We start from the raw sequence: 17521 nt of genomic DNA, 5'->3' as shown, positions 1-17521 counted from the left end.
GTCTCAGCCCTTTCTGATCTTGATTTCCTGCACCACCGTCTCGGGAACAGAGCGTTCCAGATCCACATGCAGCAAACCGTTTTCTACTTTGGCGCCGGAGACCTCGACCCCGTCGGCCAGCACAAAGGAGCGCTGGAACTGACGCGCGGCAATGCCCCGGTGCAGAAAGACCCTTCCCTGGTCATCGTCGCTTTGACGGCCGCGGATCACCAGCTGGGTATTCTCCAGCGTGATCGACAGTTCTTCATCGGCAAAACCAGCCACAGCCAGGGTGATCCGGTAGGAATTTTCGTCAGTGTGTTCAATATTGTAAGGCGGGTAACCACCGGCGTCGGCTTTTGCCGTGCGCTCAACCAGTCGTTCCAACTGATCAAATCCCAGTAAAAAAGGGTGGGAACCCAGAGTCATTTTGCTCATCGACACGTCCTTTGAGGTGAAAGCGACTGTGTTCACAGGCCCCGGATGCGGCAACCTGCCCCTCAAATATGGGGCCCGCGGCCGCGGATCACAAGCCCGCATAAGTGGTAATTGCTTAGCCAAAAGAGGATAAATCGGCTAATTTGCCCCAAAGAGAAGAAACGACTCAGGAAAGTTCGCCCCACATGAAGATGTCGTCAGAAATGGACACGCCCGAAGTGCTGCGCGTGGAGCTGGAAACCTTTAAACGCGAGCACCGCGATCTGGATGCGGCAATTCACGCGCTGGAAGAGATGGGGCGCAGCGATGCGTTGCGTCTGCGGCGGCTGAAAAAGCAGAAACTGGCACTCAAGGACCGGATCCGAAATATCGAAGACCGGCTGACCCCTGATATCATTGCCTGAAGCGCAGAATTGACTATAGTGCGCGCTCAGCTTCAGGAGTGCGGAATTTGACAGTCAAAGTTGGGATTATCATGGGCAGCCAGTCGGACTGGCCCACGATGAAAGAAGCAGCAAACATCCTTGATGAGCTGGGCGTGGAATATGAGACGCGGATCGTATCCGCCCATCGCACGCCCGACCGGTTGTGGGCCTATGGCAAAAGCGCCGTGGAGCGCGGATTGCAGGTCATCATTGCCGGGGCCGGAGGCGCGGCGCATCTGCCGGGCATGATGGCCTCCAAAACCCGGGTGCCAGTGGTCGGCGTGCCGATCCAGACCCGTGCCTTGTCGGGGGTCGACAGTCTCTATTCCATTGTGCAGATGCCCAAAGGGTTTCCCGTTGCCACTATGGCGATCGGCGCTGCCGGGGCTGCCAATGGCGGCTTGATGGCGGCGGGCATTCTGGCCAATGGCGACGCGGATCTGGCCGCCCGCCTGGACGCCTGGCGCGACGCGCTGGCGGCCTCTATTCCCGAGGAGCCGAAAGATGAGTGAAATGCTGCAACAGGGCGCAACCATCGGCATTCTGGGTGGCGGGCAACTGGGCCGTATGTTGTCGGTGGCTGCTGCTCGGCTGGGCTTTAAAACCCACATATTTGAGCCGGGCGCCAACCCGCCCGCTGCCGATGTGGCGCATCAGGTGACCTGCGCCGCCTATGAGGACGAGGCCGCGCTGCGCGCCTTTGCCGATACAGTTGATGTGATCACCTATGAGTTCGAGAACATCCCGACCTCGGCGCTGGATCTGCTGGAGACGCTGCGGCCGATCCGGCCCAACCGCCGCGCGCTGGCGGTGAGCCAGGACCGGTTGGTGGAAAAGGCGTTTCTGTCGGATCTGGGCCTGACAACCGCGCCCTATGCGGCGGTGGATGACGAGGTCGACATGGCCGAGGCGATCGACGAGATCGGCACGCCGGCGATCCTGAAGACGCGGCGCTTTGGCTATGACGGCAAAGGCCAGTCGCGGCTGCGTTCGCCGGAAGACGCTGCTCGGGCGCTGAGCGATATGGCCGGTGCGCCGGCGGTGCTGGAAGGCTTCATCGAGTTCAGCCATGAAGTGTCGGTGATCGGCGCACGCGGTGTGAACGGCGAGGTCTCCTGTTACGATCCTGGCGAAAACGTGCATACCGACGGCATTCTGCACAGCACCACCCTGCCGGCAAAACTGACGGCCAGCCAACGCATGGACGCGGTGTTGTTGACCGCGAAGATCCTGAACGCGCTGCATTATGTTGGTGTGATGGGGGTGGAGCTGTTTGTCACCAAACAGGGGCTGGTGGTGAATGAATTTGCCCCGAGGGTGCATAATTCGGGCCATTGGACCCAGGATGGCTGCGCGGTGGATCAGTTTGAACAGCACATCCGTGCGGTGGCGGGTTGGCCGCTGGGCGATGGCAAACGCCATTCCAATGTGGAGATGGTGAACCTGATCGGCGACGACATGGATCAAGTTCCCGAACTGGCTCGAGAGGGGTCGGTGGCGCTGCATCTTTATGGCAAGTCCGAGGTCAAACCCGGCCGCAAGATGGGCCATCTCAACCGCATTCTCGGCCCGGCGGGCTGAACAGATACCTGATGCGCGCGGCCGGCCGGGCGCATCCTTTTTGACGACCTTGCCCCGTGTCTGGCGGTGTCAGCCGGTGGCGGCCTGTGGCGGTATGCGCCAGAGGATGGCCGCAGGGACTGAAATCTCCGGCTCGCGCCTCAGGCCCGGGTGAAAGAGCCCGGGCTGTGTAACGGCCAGACGCCAGACGACAGCCACGGGCTCCTTCGCTCACAGCCAGGCCACAAGGCCCCGGCAACAGGCCTCTGAGGCCGGCAGCGGGAACCTGAATCAGGGACCGGTGTGAAAGAGCCCGCCTGTGGCGCGCGCTGTGGCCAGACGGCGGCCAGACGGCGGCAACCGGGCTCTTTCGGTCAGACCCAGGCCATCACAGGCACCGGCGACAAGCCTCAGAGACCTGCCCCCGGAGGCCAGATTTATGGGCTGGATTTCGGTGGCCGGATTTCGGGGCCAGACCCGATGAGCCGGACTTTATGTGCCGGGTTTTTTCAGCAACGCACGTAACGCATCACGGCTGCTGAGCGCAGGCTCAAAAGCACCAGTGTCGAGAAAACGCAACGCCTGGGCGATCACCCGCGCATCAAACATCATCAGCGTATGGGTCACCGGCAGGGTGAGATGCGCCGCCATGCCCGCAACCCGGGTGGAGGCGACTGAGACCTTGCCGTCGTCTGCCCCCGGGATCAGCCGGGAAAACGCCGGGTTCAGAGAGCGGTTGCCGGCAATCACCCCCAGCTCAAATGTGACCGGGCCGAGCGTCGTGGGCAGGCCATTGGTGCCAAGCTCGCCGCCCGCCGGGCCGTTGATCGCCTGAAACAACGCGAGGCCGGAAAAACGGTCCACGATTTCGGAGCCCTGGTTAGGTGGTCCCAGCATCACCACCCGACCAAGGGCCCCGGCCCCGTGCACCTTCACCCACTGGCGCACCAGGATGCCGCCCATGGAATGGGTGATAACATTGACGTTTTGGCCGCCACAGCGGGCGATCGCCGGGGTGAGCGTCGTTTCAGCCAGGGCTCCGACCGTGGCAGAGGTCGAGGCATAGCCGGCGTTGACCACCAGATGGCCGCGAAAGCGCAGCGCCGCTTCAATCGGCGCCATGGAACGGTCACTGCGGGCGAGACCATGCAGCAGCACGGTGCAGCCGACGCCCGCCGCGGCCGGCAAGGGCGCCAGCAGCAGCGCCAACACTGGCAAGACAGCCAGCAAGATCAGGACCCGTTTCATACGCTATCATATTGGGGGGGCGGGCAGCCGTTTCCAGTCCCTGGAAATGGCTGCCCGCCCGTTGCACCTGTTGCACCGCCAGCGCCCCAGCCCCAATGCGGCTCCAGCTTGGCCCCTGCACCCACTGCCAGCGCACGCGCCAGTGCGACCAAGGGGCGGCCTCTGCGCCTTCCCCGGCGCATGCCTCAGTGCAGCCCTCGCTCAATCTTTACGCCCTCCCCCGGCGCGCGCGCCAATGCGGTCCAGCGGCGGACCGGCGCAGTCCGGGCCCCACCGGTGTGGCGCTTGCGCCGCGCCGCCTGCCGCCCCAGAATGGCGGCATGAAAGAAATCCCCTCTCCCCGTCTTGCCGTGCGTGCGCTGATCCTGCACGATGCGCGCCTGTTGCTGGTCAATGCGTATGCCGGTGGCGTCTCGGATCTGTGGTGCGCACCGGGCGGCGGGGTTGAGCGGCATCAGTCGCTGGCCGAAAATCTGACACGCGAAGTGTTTGAGGAGACCGGACTGACCGTAAGCGTCGGCGCGCTCGCGCTGATCAGCGAGTTTCACGACCCGGCGCATGATTTTCACCAGGTCGAGATGTTTTACCACTGCGAAATCACCGGCGGCAGCCTGCGGGACGACTGGCGCGATCCGGATGCGGTGGTGAGCGCGCGGCGCTTTTTCAGCGCCGCTGAACTGGCAGATCTGCGCTTCAAGCCCGATCTGCTGGCGGAGGTGGCGTTTAGTCCTGGCGGGCCGGTGCGTTACGATCCGCTCGAGGTGATCGTGCCCTGAGCGAGGACAGCGCCAGCCCGCCCAGCACCACGGCCGTCGCGATGACAAAACGCCAGGTGATGGGTTCCCCGAGCGTCAGCACTCCGCCAAGAGCGGCAAGCACCGGCACGGTCAGCTGGGCCACCGCCGCCAGCGCTGCGGGAATTTTGGGCAGCACCGCATACCACAGCGAATAGCCCAGCCCGGAGGCAATGGCACCTGACAGCACGGCGCAGATAATGCCGAGCGTGCTGATCCCGTCCGGGCGCAGTACCATCACCACACCGGTGATGGCAGCGGCGAGGATAAAGTTGATCGCGGTTTCCCCCATCGGGTCACGCGCGCCACGGCCAAGCAGCGAATAAATACCCCAGGCAAAGGCCGCCACCACCATGATCAGCGCGCCGGTAAGGTTGGGAGCACTGGCGCCCGACGGCCACATCAACCAGGCGAGACCTGCAAAAGCGATCGCGGCGCCAAACCAGCGCTGACGCGGGATGCGCTCGCCCAGATACAGCGCGCCGCCAAACATGGTCAGTTGCACGCCGCCAAACAGGATCAGCGAGCCGGCGCCGGCTTCGAGCCGCTCAAATGCGAAAGAATTGCCCAGCGCATAGAGCGCCAGCCAGCCGGCGCCCCAGAGCCGCGACCGGGTCAACAGCGGCGCAACAGCGCGGCGGCGCGCCAGCATCAGAATGGACAACATGACTGCGCCCGACAGGATGCGGATGCCGACAAAGCTGGTCGAGCCCATGGCGCCGTCGGCGACAGCAATACGGTTGAGAACGGAATTGGAAGCAAAAGCCACCAGAACGAGTGCAGTCAGAACGAAGAGGCGCATCAGAGGGCTTTCACAGCTTTGGACATCAGGACTTTGACACCATCATGAGCGGTTATACGCCAGCCCATGTGGCTGTAAAGCGCGACGTTCTCCGGCATCTCAATATGGGTGCTCAGCCGCAGCTCGTTCAAACCTTGCATCAGGCAATACTGTTCAGCCTGTTCAAGCAAGGCCCGGGAAATACCGAGCCCCTGGGCCCCGGGGTCGACCGCCAGGTTGGCAATGTGCAGGTGCGATGTGTCGGCAACCGCCACCAGTCCGCCGAGCAGCCGCCCGCCCTGCTGCCCGGCGCGCTGCGCCACCCAGACAAGATGGCTGTCGATATCACCGGCGAGCCCTTCGCTGACCAGTGGCAAAGCAATCCCGCGCGCCAGCACTGGCGCCCAGGCGCGTTCAAAACAGGTGGTCAGGGCTGCGACGTCCGTGGCCACGGCCTGCCGGATGATAATGTTGTCGCTGTCGTTCATGTCGGCCCCTTAATTTCCGCGTACCGGACACGGCACCGCGTATCGCGGGCATCATATCCGAAGTATCGCCGGGGCGCGACGCGCTTGTGTCACTTGCGGAACACCAGAAACCAGGCCCGGCAGGCCTTGTGCCCGCTCCCACCGTACGACAATTTCCGGATAACAAATATCACCTGAGAATACAGTCGCTGCAGGTTCTTAAGGCACAGCACACGGTGCAATAACCCTGCGGCAAGGCGGCGCGCGTTATCTCCGCGACAAGGCGGCGTGCATTTTCTCCGCGACAAGGCGGCGTGCATTTTCTCCGTGGCCAGGTGCGAGCGTAAACTCCGCGGCCAGGTGGGGTGCGGTCTCAGCCGCGCCGCGGATCAGGATGGCTTTGCCCAAAAGAAAAAGGGCCCGCCAATGGCGGACCCCTCTTTGTCGGTAAGAACCGGCGTGATTTACATCATGCCGCCCATACCGCCCATGCCACCCATATCGGGCATGCCGCCACCAGCAGCGCCGGCAGGTGCAGGTTTGTCTGCAACCATGGCTTCTGTGGTGATCAGCAGACCTGCGATGGAAGCAGCGTCTTCCAGAGCAGTCCGGGTCACTTTCGCAGGGTCGATAACGCCGAAGCCGAACATGTCGCCATATTCTTCAGTCTGTGCGTTAAAGCCGAAAGTCAGATCGTCGCTTTCGCGGATCTTGCCGGCAACAACCGCACCGTCAACACCAGCGTTTTCAGCGATCTGACGCAGAGGCGCTTCGAGCGCACGGCGTACGATGGCGATACCAGCGTTCTGATCAGGGTTGGCGCCTTCCAGATCGACGAGACCTTTAGCAGCCTGAACCAGAGCAACACCACCACCAACGATGACGCCTTCCTGAACCGCAGCGCGAGTCGCGTTCAGCGCATCGTCAACACGGTCTTTGCGCTCTTTAACTTCAACTTCGGTCATGCCGCCAACGCGGATAACAGCAACACCGCCAGCCAGTTTGGCCACACGTTCCTGCAGTTTTTCACGATCGTAATCGGAAGAAGTCTCTTCGATCTGAGTGCGGATCTGAGCCACGCGTGCTTCGATCTCAGCTTTGTTACCAGCGCCGTCCACAACAGTGGTTTCGTCTTTGGTGATCTCGATTTTCTTCGCGGTGCCGAGCATGTCCATGGTGACGGACTCAAGCTTCATGCCCAGATCTTCGGAAATCACCTGACCACCGGTCAGAATTGCCAGATCCTGCAGCATGGCTTTGCGACGATCGCCAAAACCAGGAGCTTTAACAGCTGCGATTTTCAGGCCGCCGCGCAGTTTGTTCACAACCAGAGTTGCCAGCGCTTCGCCTTCAACATCTTCAGCAATGATCAGCAGAGGTTTCTGCGACTGGATCACCTGCTCGAGCAGTGGAACCATTGCCTGCAGGGAAGAGAGTTTCTTCTCGTGCAGCAGGATCATGCAGTCTTCGAGCTCTGCGATCATTTTGTCAGGGTTGGTGACGAAGTAAGGGGACAGGTAACCGCGGTCGAACTGCATGCCTTCAACAACGGTGGTTTCTGTTTCCAGACCTTTGTTTTCTTCGACGGTGATCACACCTTCGTTGCCGACTTTCTGCATCGCGTCAGCAATCTGCTGGCCAATAGCAGATTCGCCGTTGGCGGAGATGGTGCCAACCTGAGCAACTTCGTCGGAATCAGCAACCGGACGGGAAGAGGCTTTGATCGCAGTGACAACATTGGCAGTTGCCAGGTCGATGCCGCGTTTCAGATCCATTGGGTTCAGGCCAGCAGCAACCTGCTTGAGACCTTCACGCACGATGGCCTGGGCCAGGACTGTTGCGGTTGTTGTACCGTCACCAGCTTCATCATTGGTCCGGGAAGCAACTTCCTTGACCATCTGTGCGCCCATGTTTTCGAACTTGTCTTCGAGTTCGATTTCTTTGGCAACAGTCACACCGTCTTTGGTGATGCGCGGTGCGCCGAAAGATTTGTCGATGACAACGTTACGGCCTTTAGGGCCGAGCGTTACTTTTACCGCGTCAGCGAGAATGTTGACACCGGCCAGCATTTTATTGCGGGCGTCGGTACCGAATTTGACGTCTTTAGCAGCCATGATGCTTGCTCCTTACCGTCTGAAATTAAAAAAGTTGGTTAAAAAGAACAGGCTCAGGCGATGATGCCGAGAATGTCGCTTTCTTTCATGATCAGCAGCTCTTCACCGTCGAGGGTGATTTCAGTGCCGGACCATTTGCCAAACAGAACTTTGTCGCCGGCTTTTACAGCCATATCGATCAGCTCGCCGCTGTCTTTGCGCGCGCCGGCACCAACTGCGATGATTTCGCCTTCAGCGGGCTTTTCTTTCGCGGAATCCGGAATGATGAGGCCGCCGGCGGTTTTTTCGTCGCCTTCAACGCGGCGTACAACTACACGGTCGTGAAGAGGGGTAAATGCCATCTCTGAACGCTCCTTGGTTCGAGGTTTAAACTGGGTTAGCACTCACCGGGTGCGAGTGATAACGACAGGAACCTAGGCATGCAAAATTGACAAGTCAACCATGCGCCCGGTGAAAATATCGCGCTTGCCCGGGTTGGCGCGGGCGGCTGCGTGCTCTGATGCAGGCGCATAGCCGCGATGCGCCCGCAAATATTGGGCAATTGCAGCGCCCTGCCCCGTGACAGCGCCCACAGGCAGGCCTATAAGGGCGGCAAATTTCCAGTTCAAAGACGGATGATGACATGACCATCAAAATTCTCGGCCACAAAGCCCCCGACACTGATTCCACCGGCTCGCCCCTGATCTGGGCCTGGTATCTGAATGAAGTCAAGGGTCGTGCCGCCACGCCGGTTGTGTTGGGCACCCCCAATACCGAAGCCGCCTTCATGCTGAAGAAATGGGGTTTTGAGCAGCCGGAAATCATCGGGGATGTTTCCGCTGAGGACGAAGTTGTCATCGTCGATACCAACAACCCGGCGGAACTGCCGGCCTCAATCAATGCAGCCAACGTCACTGCCATCATCGACCACCACAAGCTGGTTGGCGGTCTGGAAACACGCGGCCCGATCGACATCACCATCCGGCCGCTGGCCTGTACCGCAACCATCATGTTTGACCTGATGGGCGAAGCAGCGGCAAAAATGCCGGACAATATCAAAGGCGCGATGCTGTCCTGTATCCTCAGCGATACGCTGGAATTCCGCTCGCCTACCACCACCGATGTGGACCGGGCACTGGCGGAAAAGCTGGCCGCTGAACTGAACATCGACCTTGCGGCCTATGCGTCTGAGATGTTTGAAGCCAAATCCGATGTTTCGGCCTTCAGCGACGCCGAACTGCTGCGGATGGATTCCAAAGAATACACCGTCGGTGAGACAAAGTTCCGCGTTTCCGTGCTGGAAACCACCGCGCCCAAAATCGTGCTCGACCGTCAGGCCTCGATCATGGCAAGCATGACGGCTGTCGCCACGGAAGACGGTGTCGATCAGGTGCTGCTGTTTGTGGTGGATATTCTCAACGAAGAAGCCACCATGTTCATCCCCAACGCACTCACCAAATCAGTGGCCGAGAAATCTTTCGGTGTCACCGTTGAGGGCGACAAGGTGGTGCTGCCCGGGGTGATGAGCCGCAAAAAGCAGATCATCCCCTTTCTGGCGGTATAAACCAGTGGTCGCCACAAGCGCCAATGTATAAAGCAAAGGGGCGCGTTCAGCGCCCCTTTTCATTTTAATTCAGCCCCAGAGACCCAGCATCATGACCCGGATCATCCAACAGCTTGCCGACATCTCCACCAACTATGACGCTTTGTTTGTTGACCTCTGGGGCTGTGTGCACAACGGGGTGACTGCTTTTCCCGGAGCGGTGGCAGCGTTGCAGGCCTATCGCAAATCCGGCGGTATCGTGGTGCTGGTGACCAATTCGCCGCGGCCGCGCGCCTCGGTGCAAGAACAGATTACTGGCATGGGTGTGCCCCAGGACGCCTGGGACGACATTGCCACTTCGGGCGATTCCGCCCGCGCCGCCATGTTCCACGGTGTGGTCGGCCAGAAAGTGCATCATATCGGCATCCCGGATGAGACCAGTTTTTTCGCGCCGCTGAATGTGCTCGACGACGCCCAGGACATCGAAATGGTGTCCCTGCGCGAGGCCGACGGCATTGTCTGCACCGGCCCGGTAGATTCGCTGGCCGACCCGGAAGTGAACCGGGCCGATTTTCTCTATGCCATCGCCAAGGGACTGAAACTGCTCTGCGCCAACCCAGACATTGTGGTGGACCGCGGCGCGCGGCGCGAATGGTGTGCCGGTGCGCTGGCGCGCCTTTACACCGAAATGGGCGGCGAAAGCCTTTATTTCGGCAAACCCCATGCCCCGATTTATGATCTGGCCCGGCTGCGTCTGGCACAGATCGCACAGATTGAGGACGACAAGATCCTGTGCATCGGCGACGGCATTCACACTGACGTTGCCGGTGGTATCGGCGAAGGCTTTGACACGCTGTTCATCACCGGCGGTCTGGCGGCGGATCAGTTTGGTACTGACGTGCTGAAGCCGGAACCCGCCCTGCTGGACACCTGGCTGGCGCTGGAAAAGCTCAGCCCGGTGGCGGCGATCTCACTGCTGCGCTGATCGCTTCAGCCCGCAACAAGGTTTCAAATCAACCTATACTTTTGAAACCTTATTACCTTGCCGATTGATCCAGATCGGCAAGACTGTTATGCTGCAATGCAACATGACAAGGGAATCATCAGATATGCTGGACAATTTGCCCCGCGGGACGATTTGCATCGAAGAGCTTGAGATTGGCATGACCCGCCATCTGCGCAAGGAAATCACCGACCGCGATATCGCGCTGTTTGCGGAGGTCTCCACTGACCACAATCCGGTGCATCTGGATGAGGCCTATGCCCGCGACACAATTTTTGCCGGCCGCATCGCCCATGGCATGCTGACCGCCGGCCTGATCTCGGCGGTGATTGGCGAACAGCTTCCCGGCCATGGCACCATCTATATGGGCCAGTCGCTAAAGTTCCTCGCCCCGGTGCGCCCCGGCGACACCGTGCTGGCCGAGGTCTCGGTCACGGCAATAGATTACGCCAAACGCCGGGTGACCCTTGATTGTCGCTGTCTGGTGGGTGATACCGTCGTACTGAAAGGCGAGGCCCGGGTTCTGGCGCCAAGCCGCAAATTTGACTGACGGTTGTGGGCCTGTCCCGCAGAGGGGCAATGCAGACATTTACCGACTGGACCAGCATTGAGACAGGCGCCCGCGGCGCCAGCGCCGCAATCGGCAACTTTGACGGCGTGCACCTGGGGCATCAGGCTGTGATTGAACTGGCGCGCGCCCGCTCAAAGGCTGACGTGCCGCTGGGCGTGCTCAGCTTTCACCCGCATCCACGCGCCTATTTCGCACCTGACGCGCCGGCGTTCCGGCTGATGAACCGCGAAGCCCGCGCCCACCGGCTGGAGAAAATCGGCGTTGATTGCCTGTTTGAGCTGCCGTTTGACGCGCGTATGGTCGCCTTTTCACCGGAAGAATTTGCCCGCATCGTGATCCGTGACGGGCTCGGCCTGTCTCATGTGGTGGTCGGGGCTGATTTCTGTTTTGGCAAGGGGCGCGCTGGCAATGCCCAGGATCTGAAACGCTTCGGTACGGAGCTGGGTTTTGACGTCACCATTGCCGAGTTGGTGCGTGGCAACGGGGTAGAAGTATCTTCCACCAACATCCGCAACGCGCTGGCTGAAGGCCGGCCGCGCGACGCCGCCGCCATGCTGGGCCACTGGCACCGCATCGAGGGCGAAGTGATCAAAGGCGATCAGCGTGGGCGTGAGCTGGGTTTTCCCACCGCCAATATGTCGATCAAAGGTCTGCACCCGCCGAAGTTCGGGGTCTATGCGGTGAAGGTCGATGTGCTCACCGGGCCCCGCGCCGGCAGCTATAGTGGTGCCGCCTCAATGGGGGTGCGGCCGATGTTTGGCATCAACACCCCCAATCTGGAAAGCTTCCTGTTTGACTTTGAGGGCGACCTTTATGGTCAGCATCTCTCGGTGGCGCTGGTGGACTATCTGCGCCCGGAAGCTAAGTTTGACGGGTTGGAGGCGCTGATCACACAGATGGATGCAGATTGCGCCCGCGCCCGCGATATTTTGGCCGCGCTGTGAGCGACAGTGCAAAGCGGATTGGGGCACCGACGTGAGTGCCGGTGCGCCCGCGCGTAGCCGGCAGCAGGACAGTCAGGACAGCCAGGAAGAAAAGATGAAAGATGATCCGATACGGCGCAAAGGGCTGCGGCCCCGCTACTGGGAGCGTTTCGCGCTCACCAATCTGAGTGCGCCCGAGTGGGAAGCGCTGTGTGACGGCTGTGGCAAATGCTGTCTCAACAAGCTGGAAGACGGCGATACCGGCGAAGTGTTCCTGACCCGGGTGGCCTGCCGGCTGCTGGATGATGTCAGCTGCCATTGCGGCCAGTATGACATCCGCAAACAGATCGTGCCGGAATGCATCACCCTGACACCGTCCACCCTGGAAAAGCACATGTCCTGGATGCCGCAGACCTGCGCCTACCGCTTGCTCTACCAGGGCGACAAGCTGCCGGAGTGGCACCCGCTGCTGACCGGGGATCCGGAATCGGTGCATCAGGCGGGCGTGTCCATGCGCGGCTGCACTGTGCCGGAATTTGAGATCGACGAAGACGACTGGGAAGATCATATAATTGAGGAACCGATTTAATGTTTTTTGCTTCTGACAATGCCTGCCCGGTGCACCCAAAGGTGATGCAGGCGCTGAACGCCGCCAACAGCGGTTATGCGCCCTCTTACGGCAATGACGAGATTATGGACCGCGTACGGGCGCAGATCCGCGACATTTTTGAAGCGCCGGAGGCCGCGGTCTATCTGGTCGCCACCGGCACCGCCGCCAATGTGCTGTCGCTGGCCTGTCTGGCACAGCCCTGGAGCGCCATTTACAGCCATCAGATCGCCCATATCGAAATGGACGAGGCCGGGGCGCCGGAGTTTTACACCCATGGCGCCAAGTTAAAACTGGTCGCCGGTGCCGATGCCAAAATGACCCCTGCGACCCTGCGCGCTGCGCTCGGCACCACCGATCACGGCACGGTGCATTCGATCCAGAATGGCGCGCTTTCGATCACCAATGTCACCGAGCTGGGCACGGTTTATTCGGTGGCGGAGATCACCGCGCTGGCGGCAATTGCCAAAGAGGCCGGCATGGGCGTGCATCTGGACGGCGCACGTTTTGCCAATGCGCTGGTGGCACTCGGTTGCAGCGCGGCGGAGATGACCTGGAAAGCCGGTGTGGATGTGGTGTCGTTCGGCGGCACCAAAAATGGATTGATGGGGGTCGAAGCGGTGGTGATCTTTGACCCCAAGCTGGCCTGGGAATTTGAGCTGCGGCGCAAACGTGGGGCGCATCTGTTCTCCAAACACCGCTATCTGTCAGCACAGATGGAGGCCTATCTGAGCGACGGTCTCTGGCTTGAGCTGGCGCGCCACTCCAATGGCATGGCTGCGGTGCTGGCCGAGGCCATCAGCGCCCTGCCCGGTGGCAGCCTGGCCCATCCGGTGCAAGCGAATATGGTGTTTGCCAACTGGCCGGCCTCGGGCCACCTGGCCGCAAGAGCTGCGGGCGCCCAGTTCTATCCCTGGCCCCATACGGAAAGCCCCGAAGGCAAAGCGCCCGACACCCCGGTCTGCGCCCGGCTGGTGACCAGCTGGTCCACCACAATGGCCGATCTTGACGCTTTTCTGGAACTGGCGGCGCATTAAAGCGTTTTGAGCCGTCGCAGACGCGCTGCCGGTATTGCGACACTGCTGTAGCAGGAGCAGCGCGGCGGCGCTTTGGCGGTGCGCGGGCTGGTGTGAGTGGCGGAGTGCGTGGCAGACTGAGTGCCGGAGTGAGCGCTGACGGCGGGCAAGGATTCTGGCCTTCGGCGAGGATATTTAAGCCAAAAAGAAACCGGGGTGACTGTCTTGCCCGCCCCCGCCAAAGCGGAGGCGGGCGGGTTTGCGCCAGAGGCTGTGGACTGCTTAAAGATCGCCGGCCAGATACAGGTCCAGATCTGTAATCCGGTCGCGGCCCCAGAACCGCGCATCGTCACCGGTAATAAAGAACGGCGCGCCAAAAGCGCCGCGCCGCACCGCTTCTTCCAGATTTGACGCATAGGTATCGGCACCGCTGAGCAGGCCGGAGTCGGCCAGTGCCGGGTCAAAACCGGCGGCTTTCAGGCAGGCGCGCACCACGGCATCATCAGCGATGTCTTTGTCTTCGGCCCAGCAGGCGCGGGTGAAACTGTGAACCAGCGCGCCAATGTCACCGCCGCCTGCAGATTGCGCGGCAATGATTGCATAGGAGGACGGCGCCGGGTTTGTCGGCGAGAACGCTGGTTTCAGATTGAACGCCATGGCGCGTTTTTTGGCGGAGCGCACCAGGTCCTGGGCGCGGTATTCCATCCGCGAGGCGTGGCGGTCTTTGGGTGCGGTGCCGCCTGTTCGCGCAAACAGTCCCATGATGTCCAGCGGCTTATATGTCACGGTCGCGTTATGCTTGTCTGCGACCGTCTCCAGATCGCCGCCGAGCAGGTAGGTATAGGGCGACATTGGGGAAAAAAAGTAGTCGATATGGGCCATTTTTGAATTCTCCGGCTGCGCAGTGTTTGCATGAGGTTAGAGGGATGCTAATCGGGGCAGCATACGATTCCGTCATATGACACCACCTGGGGACCACGCGCCATGGCCATCACCAACGAACCTAAATTAATTGCCGGCAATTCGAACAAGCCGCTGGCGGCTTCCATTGCCCGCCGCATGTCGATGCACCGCGGCATGCAAGTCGACCTGGTAAAAGCCCGTATCGAACGGTTCAATGACCAGGAAATCTTTGTTGAAGTGTACGACAATGTGCGCGGCGAGGACATGTATATCATTCAGTCGACGTCAAACCCGGCGAATGACAATCTGATGGAACTGCTGATCATGGCCGATGCGCTGCGCCGCTCGTCCGCTGCCCGTATTACCGCGGTGATCCCTTATTTCGGCTATGCCCGCCAGGACCGCCGCGCCAAGGCACGCACGCCGATCTCGGCCAAGCTGGTCGCCAATATGATGGTGGAAGCCGGGATTGAGCGCATCCTGACACTCGATCTGCATGCGACACAGATCCAGGGCTTCTTTGATATCCCGGTCGACAATCTCTATGCGGCGCCGGTTTTCGCGCTGGACATTCAGCACCATTTCAAAGGTCAGCTGGATGATGTGATGGTGATTTCACCCGATGTGGGCGGTGTGGCCCGGGCGCGCGAACTGGCCAAACGGATCGGCTGCCCGCTGGCCATCGTCGACAAGCGCCGCGAAAAAGCCGGCGAGATTGCCGACATGACCGTGATCGGCAACGTCTCCGGCAAAAAATGTATCATCGTGGACGACATCTGTGACACCGCCGGCACCCTGTGCAAAGCGGCGGAAACGCTGATTGAGGACGGCGCTTCAGAAGTGCATGCCTATATCACCCACGGCGTACTGTCGGGCCCGGCGGTGGAGCGGATCACCAACTCAGTGATGAAATCGCTGGTGATCACTGATTCTATTGAGGCCACCGAACCGGTGAAAAACGCCGAAAACATCCGCATTGTTCCCATTGCGCCGATGTTTGGCCAGGCGGTGCTGAACACCTGGAGCGGCACTTCGGTCTCCTCGCTGTTTGACACCGACACTCTGGTGCCGATCTATGAGGGCATGTATTCGGGCAACAAATAAAGCCCGCTACTGAGGCATAATATTCAAAAGGCCCTGCAGCAGCGCTGCGGGGCCTTTTTGTATCTGCCCCGGGCTGCGTCCTGGCCATTTCCTGCGCCCGGTCTCAGTGTCCGTGCCTGTGCCTGCTTCCGTGCCTGCTTCTGTGCCGCCTCTGCGCCGGTGTCCGCGTCTGACTGGGTGTCAGCCTCCCGGCCTGTGTCGCGCCACAGACCAGCGCCGCACTGCGATGAGAGACCAGAGCCCTTCGGCGATCAGAAACGGCAGCGAACCGATCAGCAGCGCGTAAAGCGCAGCTAGCGCGCAGCCAAAGGCAAACACCGCGATCCAGCCCGGGGCGCGGTGTTCCAGCGCGTAGCTGCTGACCATGATGGTGACGGCCACCACCCCGAGCGCTTCAACCATGTCCATGACGTGTTCTCCCCCGGGGTTGGTTTACAGGTGGCGCAAGACTAACGCCGGATGGGGCGGCGTCAAAACAACCGGGCCGCCGCTGGCCAGCCCGGGCGCCGGCGGTCCCGGCGTCAAAACCACAGGACCGGCCCCGGCGCGTTCGGATTTTTCCCGGCGCGTGCTAGACTGCGGCCGGATTGGGAGCGACAAAGGAGGGCTGAGTCACGGCCATTACACGTCAACCATCTCTGGCGCCGCTGCTGGCGGTGAATTTTGTCGGCACCCTGGGGTTTTCCATCGTCACGCCATTTCTGGTGGTGCTGGTGACGCGCTGGGGCGGCAACGCTGTTGTCTACGGGGTGATGGCGGCAACCTATTCGTTCTTCCAGCTGTTTGGTGCCCCGGTGCTGGGACAGATGTCGGACCGCATCGGGCGGCGCAAAGTGTTGCTGCTCAGCCAGGCCGGCACACTGTTGTCCTGGGCGATCTTCCTGCTGGCCTTTGCCCTGCCCGCCCGTGAACTGGCGACGGTCAGCAGCGCTTATCTGGGAGAATTTGCGCTCACCCTGCCGCTGGTGCTGCTGTTTCTGGCCAGGGCGGCGGACGGGCTGACTGGCGGCAATGTCTCGGTCTCCAGCGCATACCTGGCCGATATCACCCGGGACAAAGACCGCAGCAAGAATTTCGGCCGCATGGCGATGTCCAGCAATCTTGGTTTTATTCTCGGTCCGGCGCTGGCCGGGCTGCTGGGCGCGACACTGCTAGGGGAGATGTTGCCGGTGCTGGCCGCCTTTCTCATTTCCGCGCTGGCGCTGCTGCTGATCCGCTTTGGCCTTGCGGACGTAAAGCCCGCCCCCATTGCGGCCCACCTGAAACCGCCAAGCGCCTGTGCTGTCTATGGTCAGGATCAGAAACGAAGCTACCGGCTTGAGTGCGCACACGACGTCCCGGTGCTGGCCTTACCAGGCATTCGGGGGCTGCTGAGCATCAATTTTCTGGTGATGCTGGGGTTCAGTTTTTTCTATGCCGCCTTTCCGGTGCATGCAGTGCAGTGGCTGGGCTGGAGCGTCACCGACATCGGCCTCTATTTCGCCGCGCTGAGCCTTGTGATGGTGATGGTTCAGGGGCCGCTGCTGAGCTGGGCGGGGCAGCATTTCAGCGACCGGGTGCTGATGTCCCTTGGTGGTGTCGTGCTGAGCCTGGGCTTTGGCACGCTGCTCTGGGACAGTGCCGGGGTGATCTACGGCGGTGCCGTGCTGATCGCGCTGGGCAACGGTCTGATGTGGCCCACGTTTATGGCGGTGCTGTCCAGAGCCGCAGGCAAGCGCATGCAGGGGGCGGTGCAGGGCTATTCCGGCAGTATCGGCGCTGCAGGCAGCATCCTGGGGCTTGTGGGCGGCGGTGTGGCCTATGTAAGCGCCGGGGCATGGATCTTCCTGCTGGCCGCCCTGGTGATCCTGCTGGCGGCGCTGCTGGCGGCTCGGGCCGGATCTGAGACGCCGGAAGGCGGCACCGCTGCTCCGCGCTGAGCGCCCGCGTCAATGGCCGTGTCAGGCGCAGTGTCACGCGCCGCGTTAGTTGTCCTGTCGGGGCCACATCAGGACGCGTGTCGGCGGCGGCATCAGGGCGCACGACGGAGACGGCACCAAAATTCGTGCTGGCGCTTATACACATCT

General features: G+C 61.1%; 20 protein-coding genes. 12 read left to right on the top strand and 8 right to left on the bottom strand.

Features of this window, described 5'->3' with window-relative positions; all coding sequences use genetic code 11:
• Positions 1–3: 3 nt before the first annotated feature.
• Positions 4–417 carry an Hsp20 family protein gene (locus tag DWA01_RS03695; RefSeq protein WP_114284317.1) on the bottom strand — a complete coding sequence of 138 codons (414 nt, stop codon included), beginning with the start codon at positions 415–417 and terminating at the stop codon, positions 4–6.
• Positions 418–602: 185 nt separating this feature from the next.
• On the opposite strand from DWA01_RS03695, the gene DWA01_RS03690 reads away from it, so the two are divergent.
• From DWA01_RS03690 to DWA01_RS03680, 3 genes are read left to right on the top strand one after another with little or no spacing between them, the layout of a single operon-like run.
• Entirely contained in the window at positions 603–821 is a 219-nt protein-coding gene (locus DWA01_RS03690) for a YdcH family protein (protein WP_114284315.1), read from the top strand.
• Positions 822–868: 47 nt separating this feature from the next.
• On the top strand, positions 869–1354 hold the full coding sequence (purE, locus tag DWA01_RS03685) for a 5-(carboxyamino)imidazole ribonucleotide mutase (RefSeq protein WP_268807699.1): 486 nt from the start codon (positions 869–871) through the stop codon (positions 1352–1354).
• Positions 1347–2423 carry a 5-(carboxyamino)imidazole ribonucleotide synthase gene (locus tag DWA01_RS03680; RefSeq protein WP_114284311.1) on the top strand — a complete coding sequence of 359 codons (1077 nt, stop codon included), beginning with the start codon at positions 1347–1349 and terminating at the stop codon, positions 2421–2423. Before purE ends, DWA01_RS03680 begins: the two co-directional genes overlap by 8 nt.
• 471 nt (positions 2424–2894) lie before the next feature.
• On the opposite strand, the gene DWA01_RS03675 is transcribed toward DWA01_RS03680, so the two are convergent.
• The gene (locus tag DWA01_RS03675) at positions 2895–3650 is read right to left on the bottom strand and encodes an esterase/lipase family protein (RefSeq protein ID WP_114284309.1); all 756 of its coding nucleotides are present in this window, start codon (positions 3648–3650) and stop codon (positions 2895–2897) included.
• Positions 3651–3970: 320 nt separating this feature from the next.
• Here DWA01_RS03675 and DWA01_RS03670 point away from each other — a divergent pair, with 320 nt between their 5' ends.
• Positions 3971–4426: an NUDIX domain-containing protein gene (locus DWA01_RS03670; protein ID WP_200832495.1), complete on the top strand. Its 456-nt coding sequence runs from the start codon at positions 3971–3973 to the stop codon at positions 4424–4426.
• Here DWA01_RS03670 and DWA01_RS03665 read toward each other — a convergent pair.
• The 4 genes from DWA01_RS03665 to DWA01_RS03650 all read right to left on the bottom strand — a co-directional run bounded on the left by DWA01_RS03665 (position 4374) and on the right by DWA01_RS03650 (position 8147).
• Positions 4374–5246, bottom strand: a complete 873-nt coding sequence (locus DWA01_RS03665) for a DMT family transporter (protein WP_114284307.1) — start codon at positions 5244–5246, stop codon at positions 4374–4376. The genes DWA01_RS03670 and DWA01_RS03665 overlap by 53 nt on opposite strands.
• Entirely contained in the window at positions 5246–5713 is a 468-nt protein-coding gene (locus DWA01_RS03660; protein WP_114284305.1) for a GNAT family N-acetyltransferase, read from the bottom strand. The genes DWA01_RS03665 and DWA01_RS03660 overlap by 1 nt, the downstream gene beginning before the upstream one ends.
• A 443-nt stretch (positions 5714–6156) precedes the next feature.
• A complete protein-coding gene (gene groL, locus DWA01_RS03655; RefSeq protein ID WP_114284303.1) occupies positions 6157–7806 on the bottom strand; it encodes a chaperonin GroEL in 1650 nt (549 codons plus the stop codon).
• Between the two features lie 53 nt (positions 7807–7859).
• Complete coding sequence (locus DWA01_RS03650; RefSeq protein WP_114284301.1) at positions 7860–8147, bottom strand: co-chaperone GroES; 288 nt, start codon at positions 8145–8147, stop codon at positions 7860–7862.
• 281 nt (positions 8148–8428) lie between these two features.
• Here DWA01_RS03650 and DWA01_RS03645 point away from each other — a divergent pair, with 281 nt between their 5' ends.
• The 6 genes from DWA01_RS03645 to DWA01_RS03620 all read left to right on the top strand — a co-directional run bounded on the left by DWA01_RS03645 (position 8429) and on the right by DWA01_RS03620 (position 13469).
• Positions 8429–9349: a manganese-dependent inorganic pyrophosphatase gene (locus DWA01_RS03645; RefSeq protein ID WP_114284300.1), complete on the top strand. Its 921-nt coding sequence runs from the start codon at positions 8429–8431 to the stop codon at positions 9347–9349.
• Positions 9350–9440: 91 nt separating this feature from the next.
• On the top strand, positions 9441–10313 hold the full coding sequence (locus DWA01_RS03640) for a TIGR01459 family HAD-type hydrolase (RefSeq protein WP_114284299.1): 873 nt from the start codon (positions 9441–9443) through the stop codon (positions 10311–10313).
• A gap of 124 nt (positions 10314–10437) precedes the next feature.
• Positions 10438–10881, top strand: coding sequence for a MaoC family dehydratase (locus DWA01_RS03635; protein WP_114284353.1), 444 nt, complete (start codon positions 10438–10440; stop codon positions 10879–10881).
• Between the two features lie 29 nt (positions 10882–10910).
• Positions 10911–11846, top strand: coding sequence for a bifunctional riboflavin kinase/FAD synthetase (locus tag DWA01_RS03630; protein ID WP_114284298.1), 936 nt, complete (start codon positions 10911–10913; stop codon positions 11844–11846).
• A 94-nt stretch (positions 11847–11940) separates the two neighbouring features.
• Positions 11941–12414 carry a YcgN family cysteine cluster protein gene (locus DWA01_RS03625; protein WP_114284351.1) on the top strand — a complete coding sequence of 158 codons (474 nt, stop codon included), beginning with the start codon at positions 11941–11943 and terminating at the stop codon, positions 12412–12414.
• A complete protein-coding gene (locus DWA01_RS03620) occupies positions 12414–13469 on the top strand; it encodes a threonine aldolase family protein (protein ID WP_114284297.1) in 1056 nt (351 codons plus the stop codon). The genes DWA01_RS03625 and DWA01_RS03620 overlap by 1 nt, the downstream gene beginning before the upstream one ends.
• 261 nt (positions 13470–13730) lie before the next feature.
• Here the strand turns inward: DWA01_RS03620 and DWA01_RS03615 are convergent, their stop codons facing one another.
• Entirely contained in the window at positions 13731–14330 is a 600-nt protein-coding gene (locus DWA01_RS03615; RefSeq protein ID WP_114284291.1) for a 2-hydroxychromene-2-carboxylate isomerase, read from the bottom strand.
• Positions 14331–14432: 102 nt separating this feature from the next.
• On the opposite strand from DWA01_RS03615, the gene DWA01_RS03610 reads away from it, so the two are divergent.
• Positions 14433–15455: a ribose-phosphate pyrophosphokinase gene (locus DWA01_RS03610; protein WP_114284290.1), complete on the top strand. Its 1023-nt coding sequence runs from the start codon at positions 14433–14435 to the stop codon at positions 15453–15455.
• Positions 15456–15635: 180 nt separating this feature from the next.
• On the opposite strand, the gene DWA01_RS03605 is transcribed toward DWA01_RS03610, so the two are convergent.
• Positions 15636–15863 (bottom strand): hypothetical protein, encoded by a 228-nt coding sequence (locus DWA01_RS03605; RefSeq protein WP_114284289.1) that lies wholly within the window; start codon positions 15861–15863, stop codon positions 15636–15638.
• A 248-nt stretch (positions 15864–16111) separates the two neighbouring features.
• On the opposite strand from DWA01_RS03605, the gene DWA01_RS03600 reads away from it, so the two are divergent.
• Positions 16112–17374, top strand: coding sequence for an MFS transporter (locus tag DWA01_RS03600; RefSeq protein ID WP_160115953.1), 1263 nt, complete (start codon positions 16112–16114; stop codon positions 17372–17374).
• The last annotated feature ends 147 nt before the right edge of the window (positions 17375–17521 follow it).

The sequence above is a fragment of the Candidatus Halocynthiibacter alkanivorans genome (assembly GCF_003333265.1).
Classification (GTDB): domain Bacteria; phylum Pseudomonadota; class Alphaproteobacteria; order Rhodobacterales; family Rhodobacteraceae; genus Halocyntiibacter_A; species Halocyntiibacter_A alkanivorans.
The sequence above is the reverse complement of the archived record's forward strand: the minus strand, read 5'-3'. Positions and strand labels throughout refer to the sequence as shown.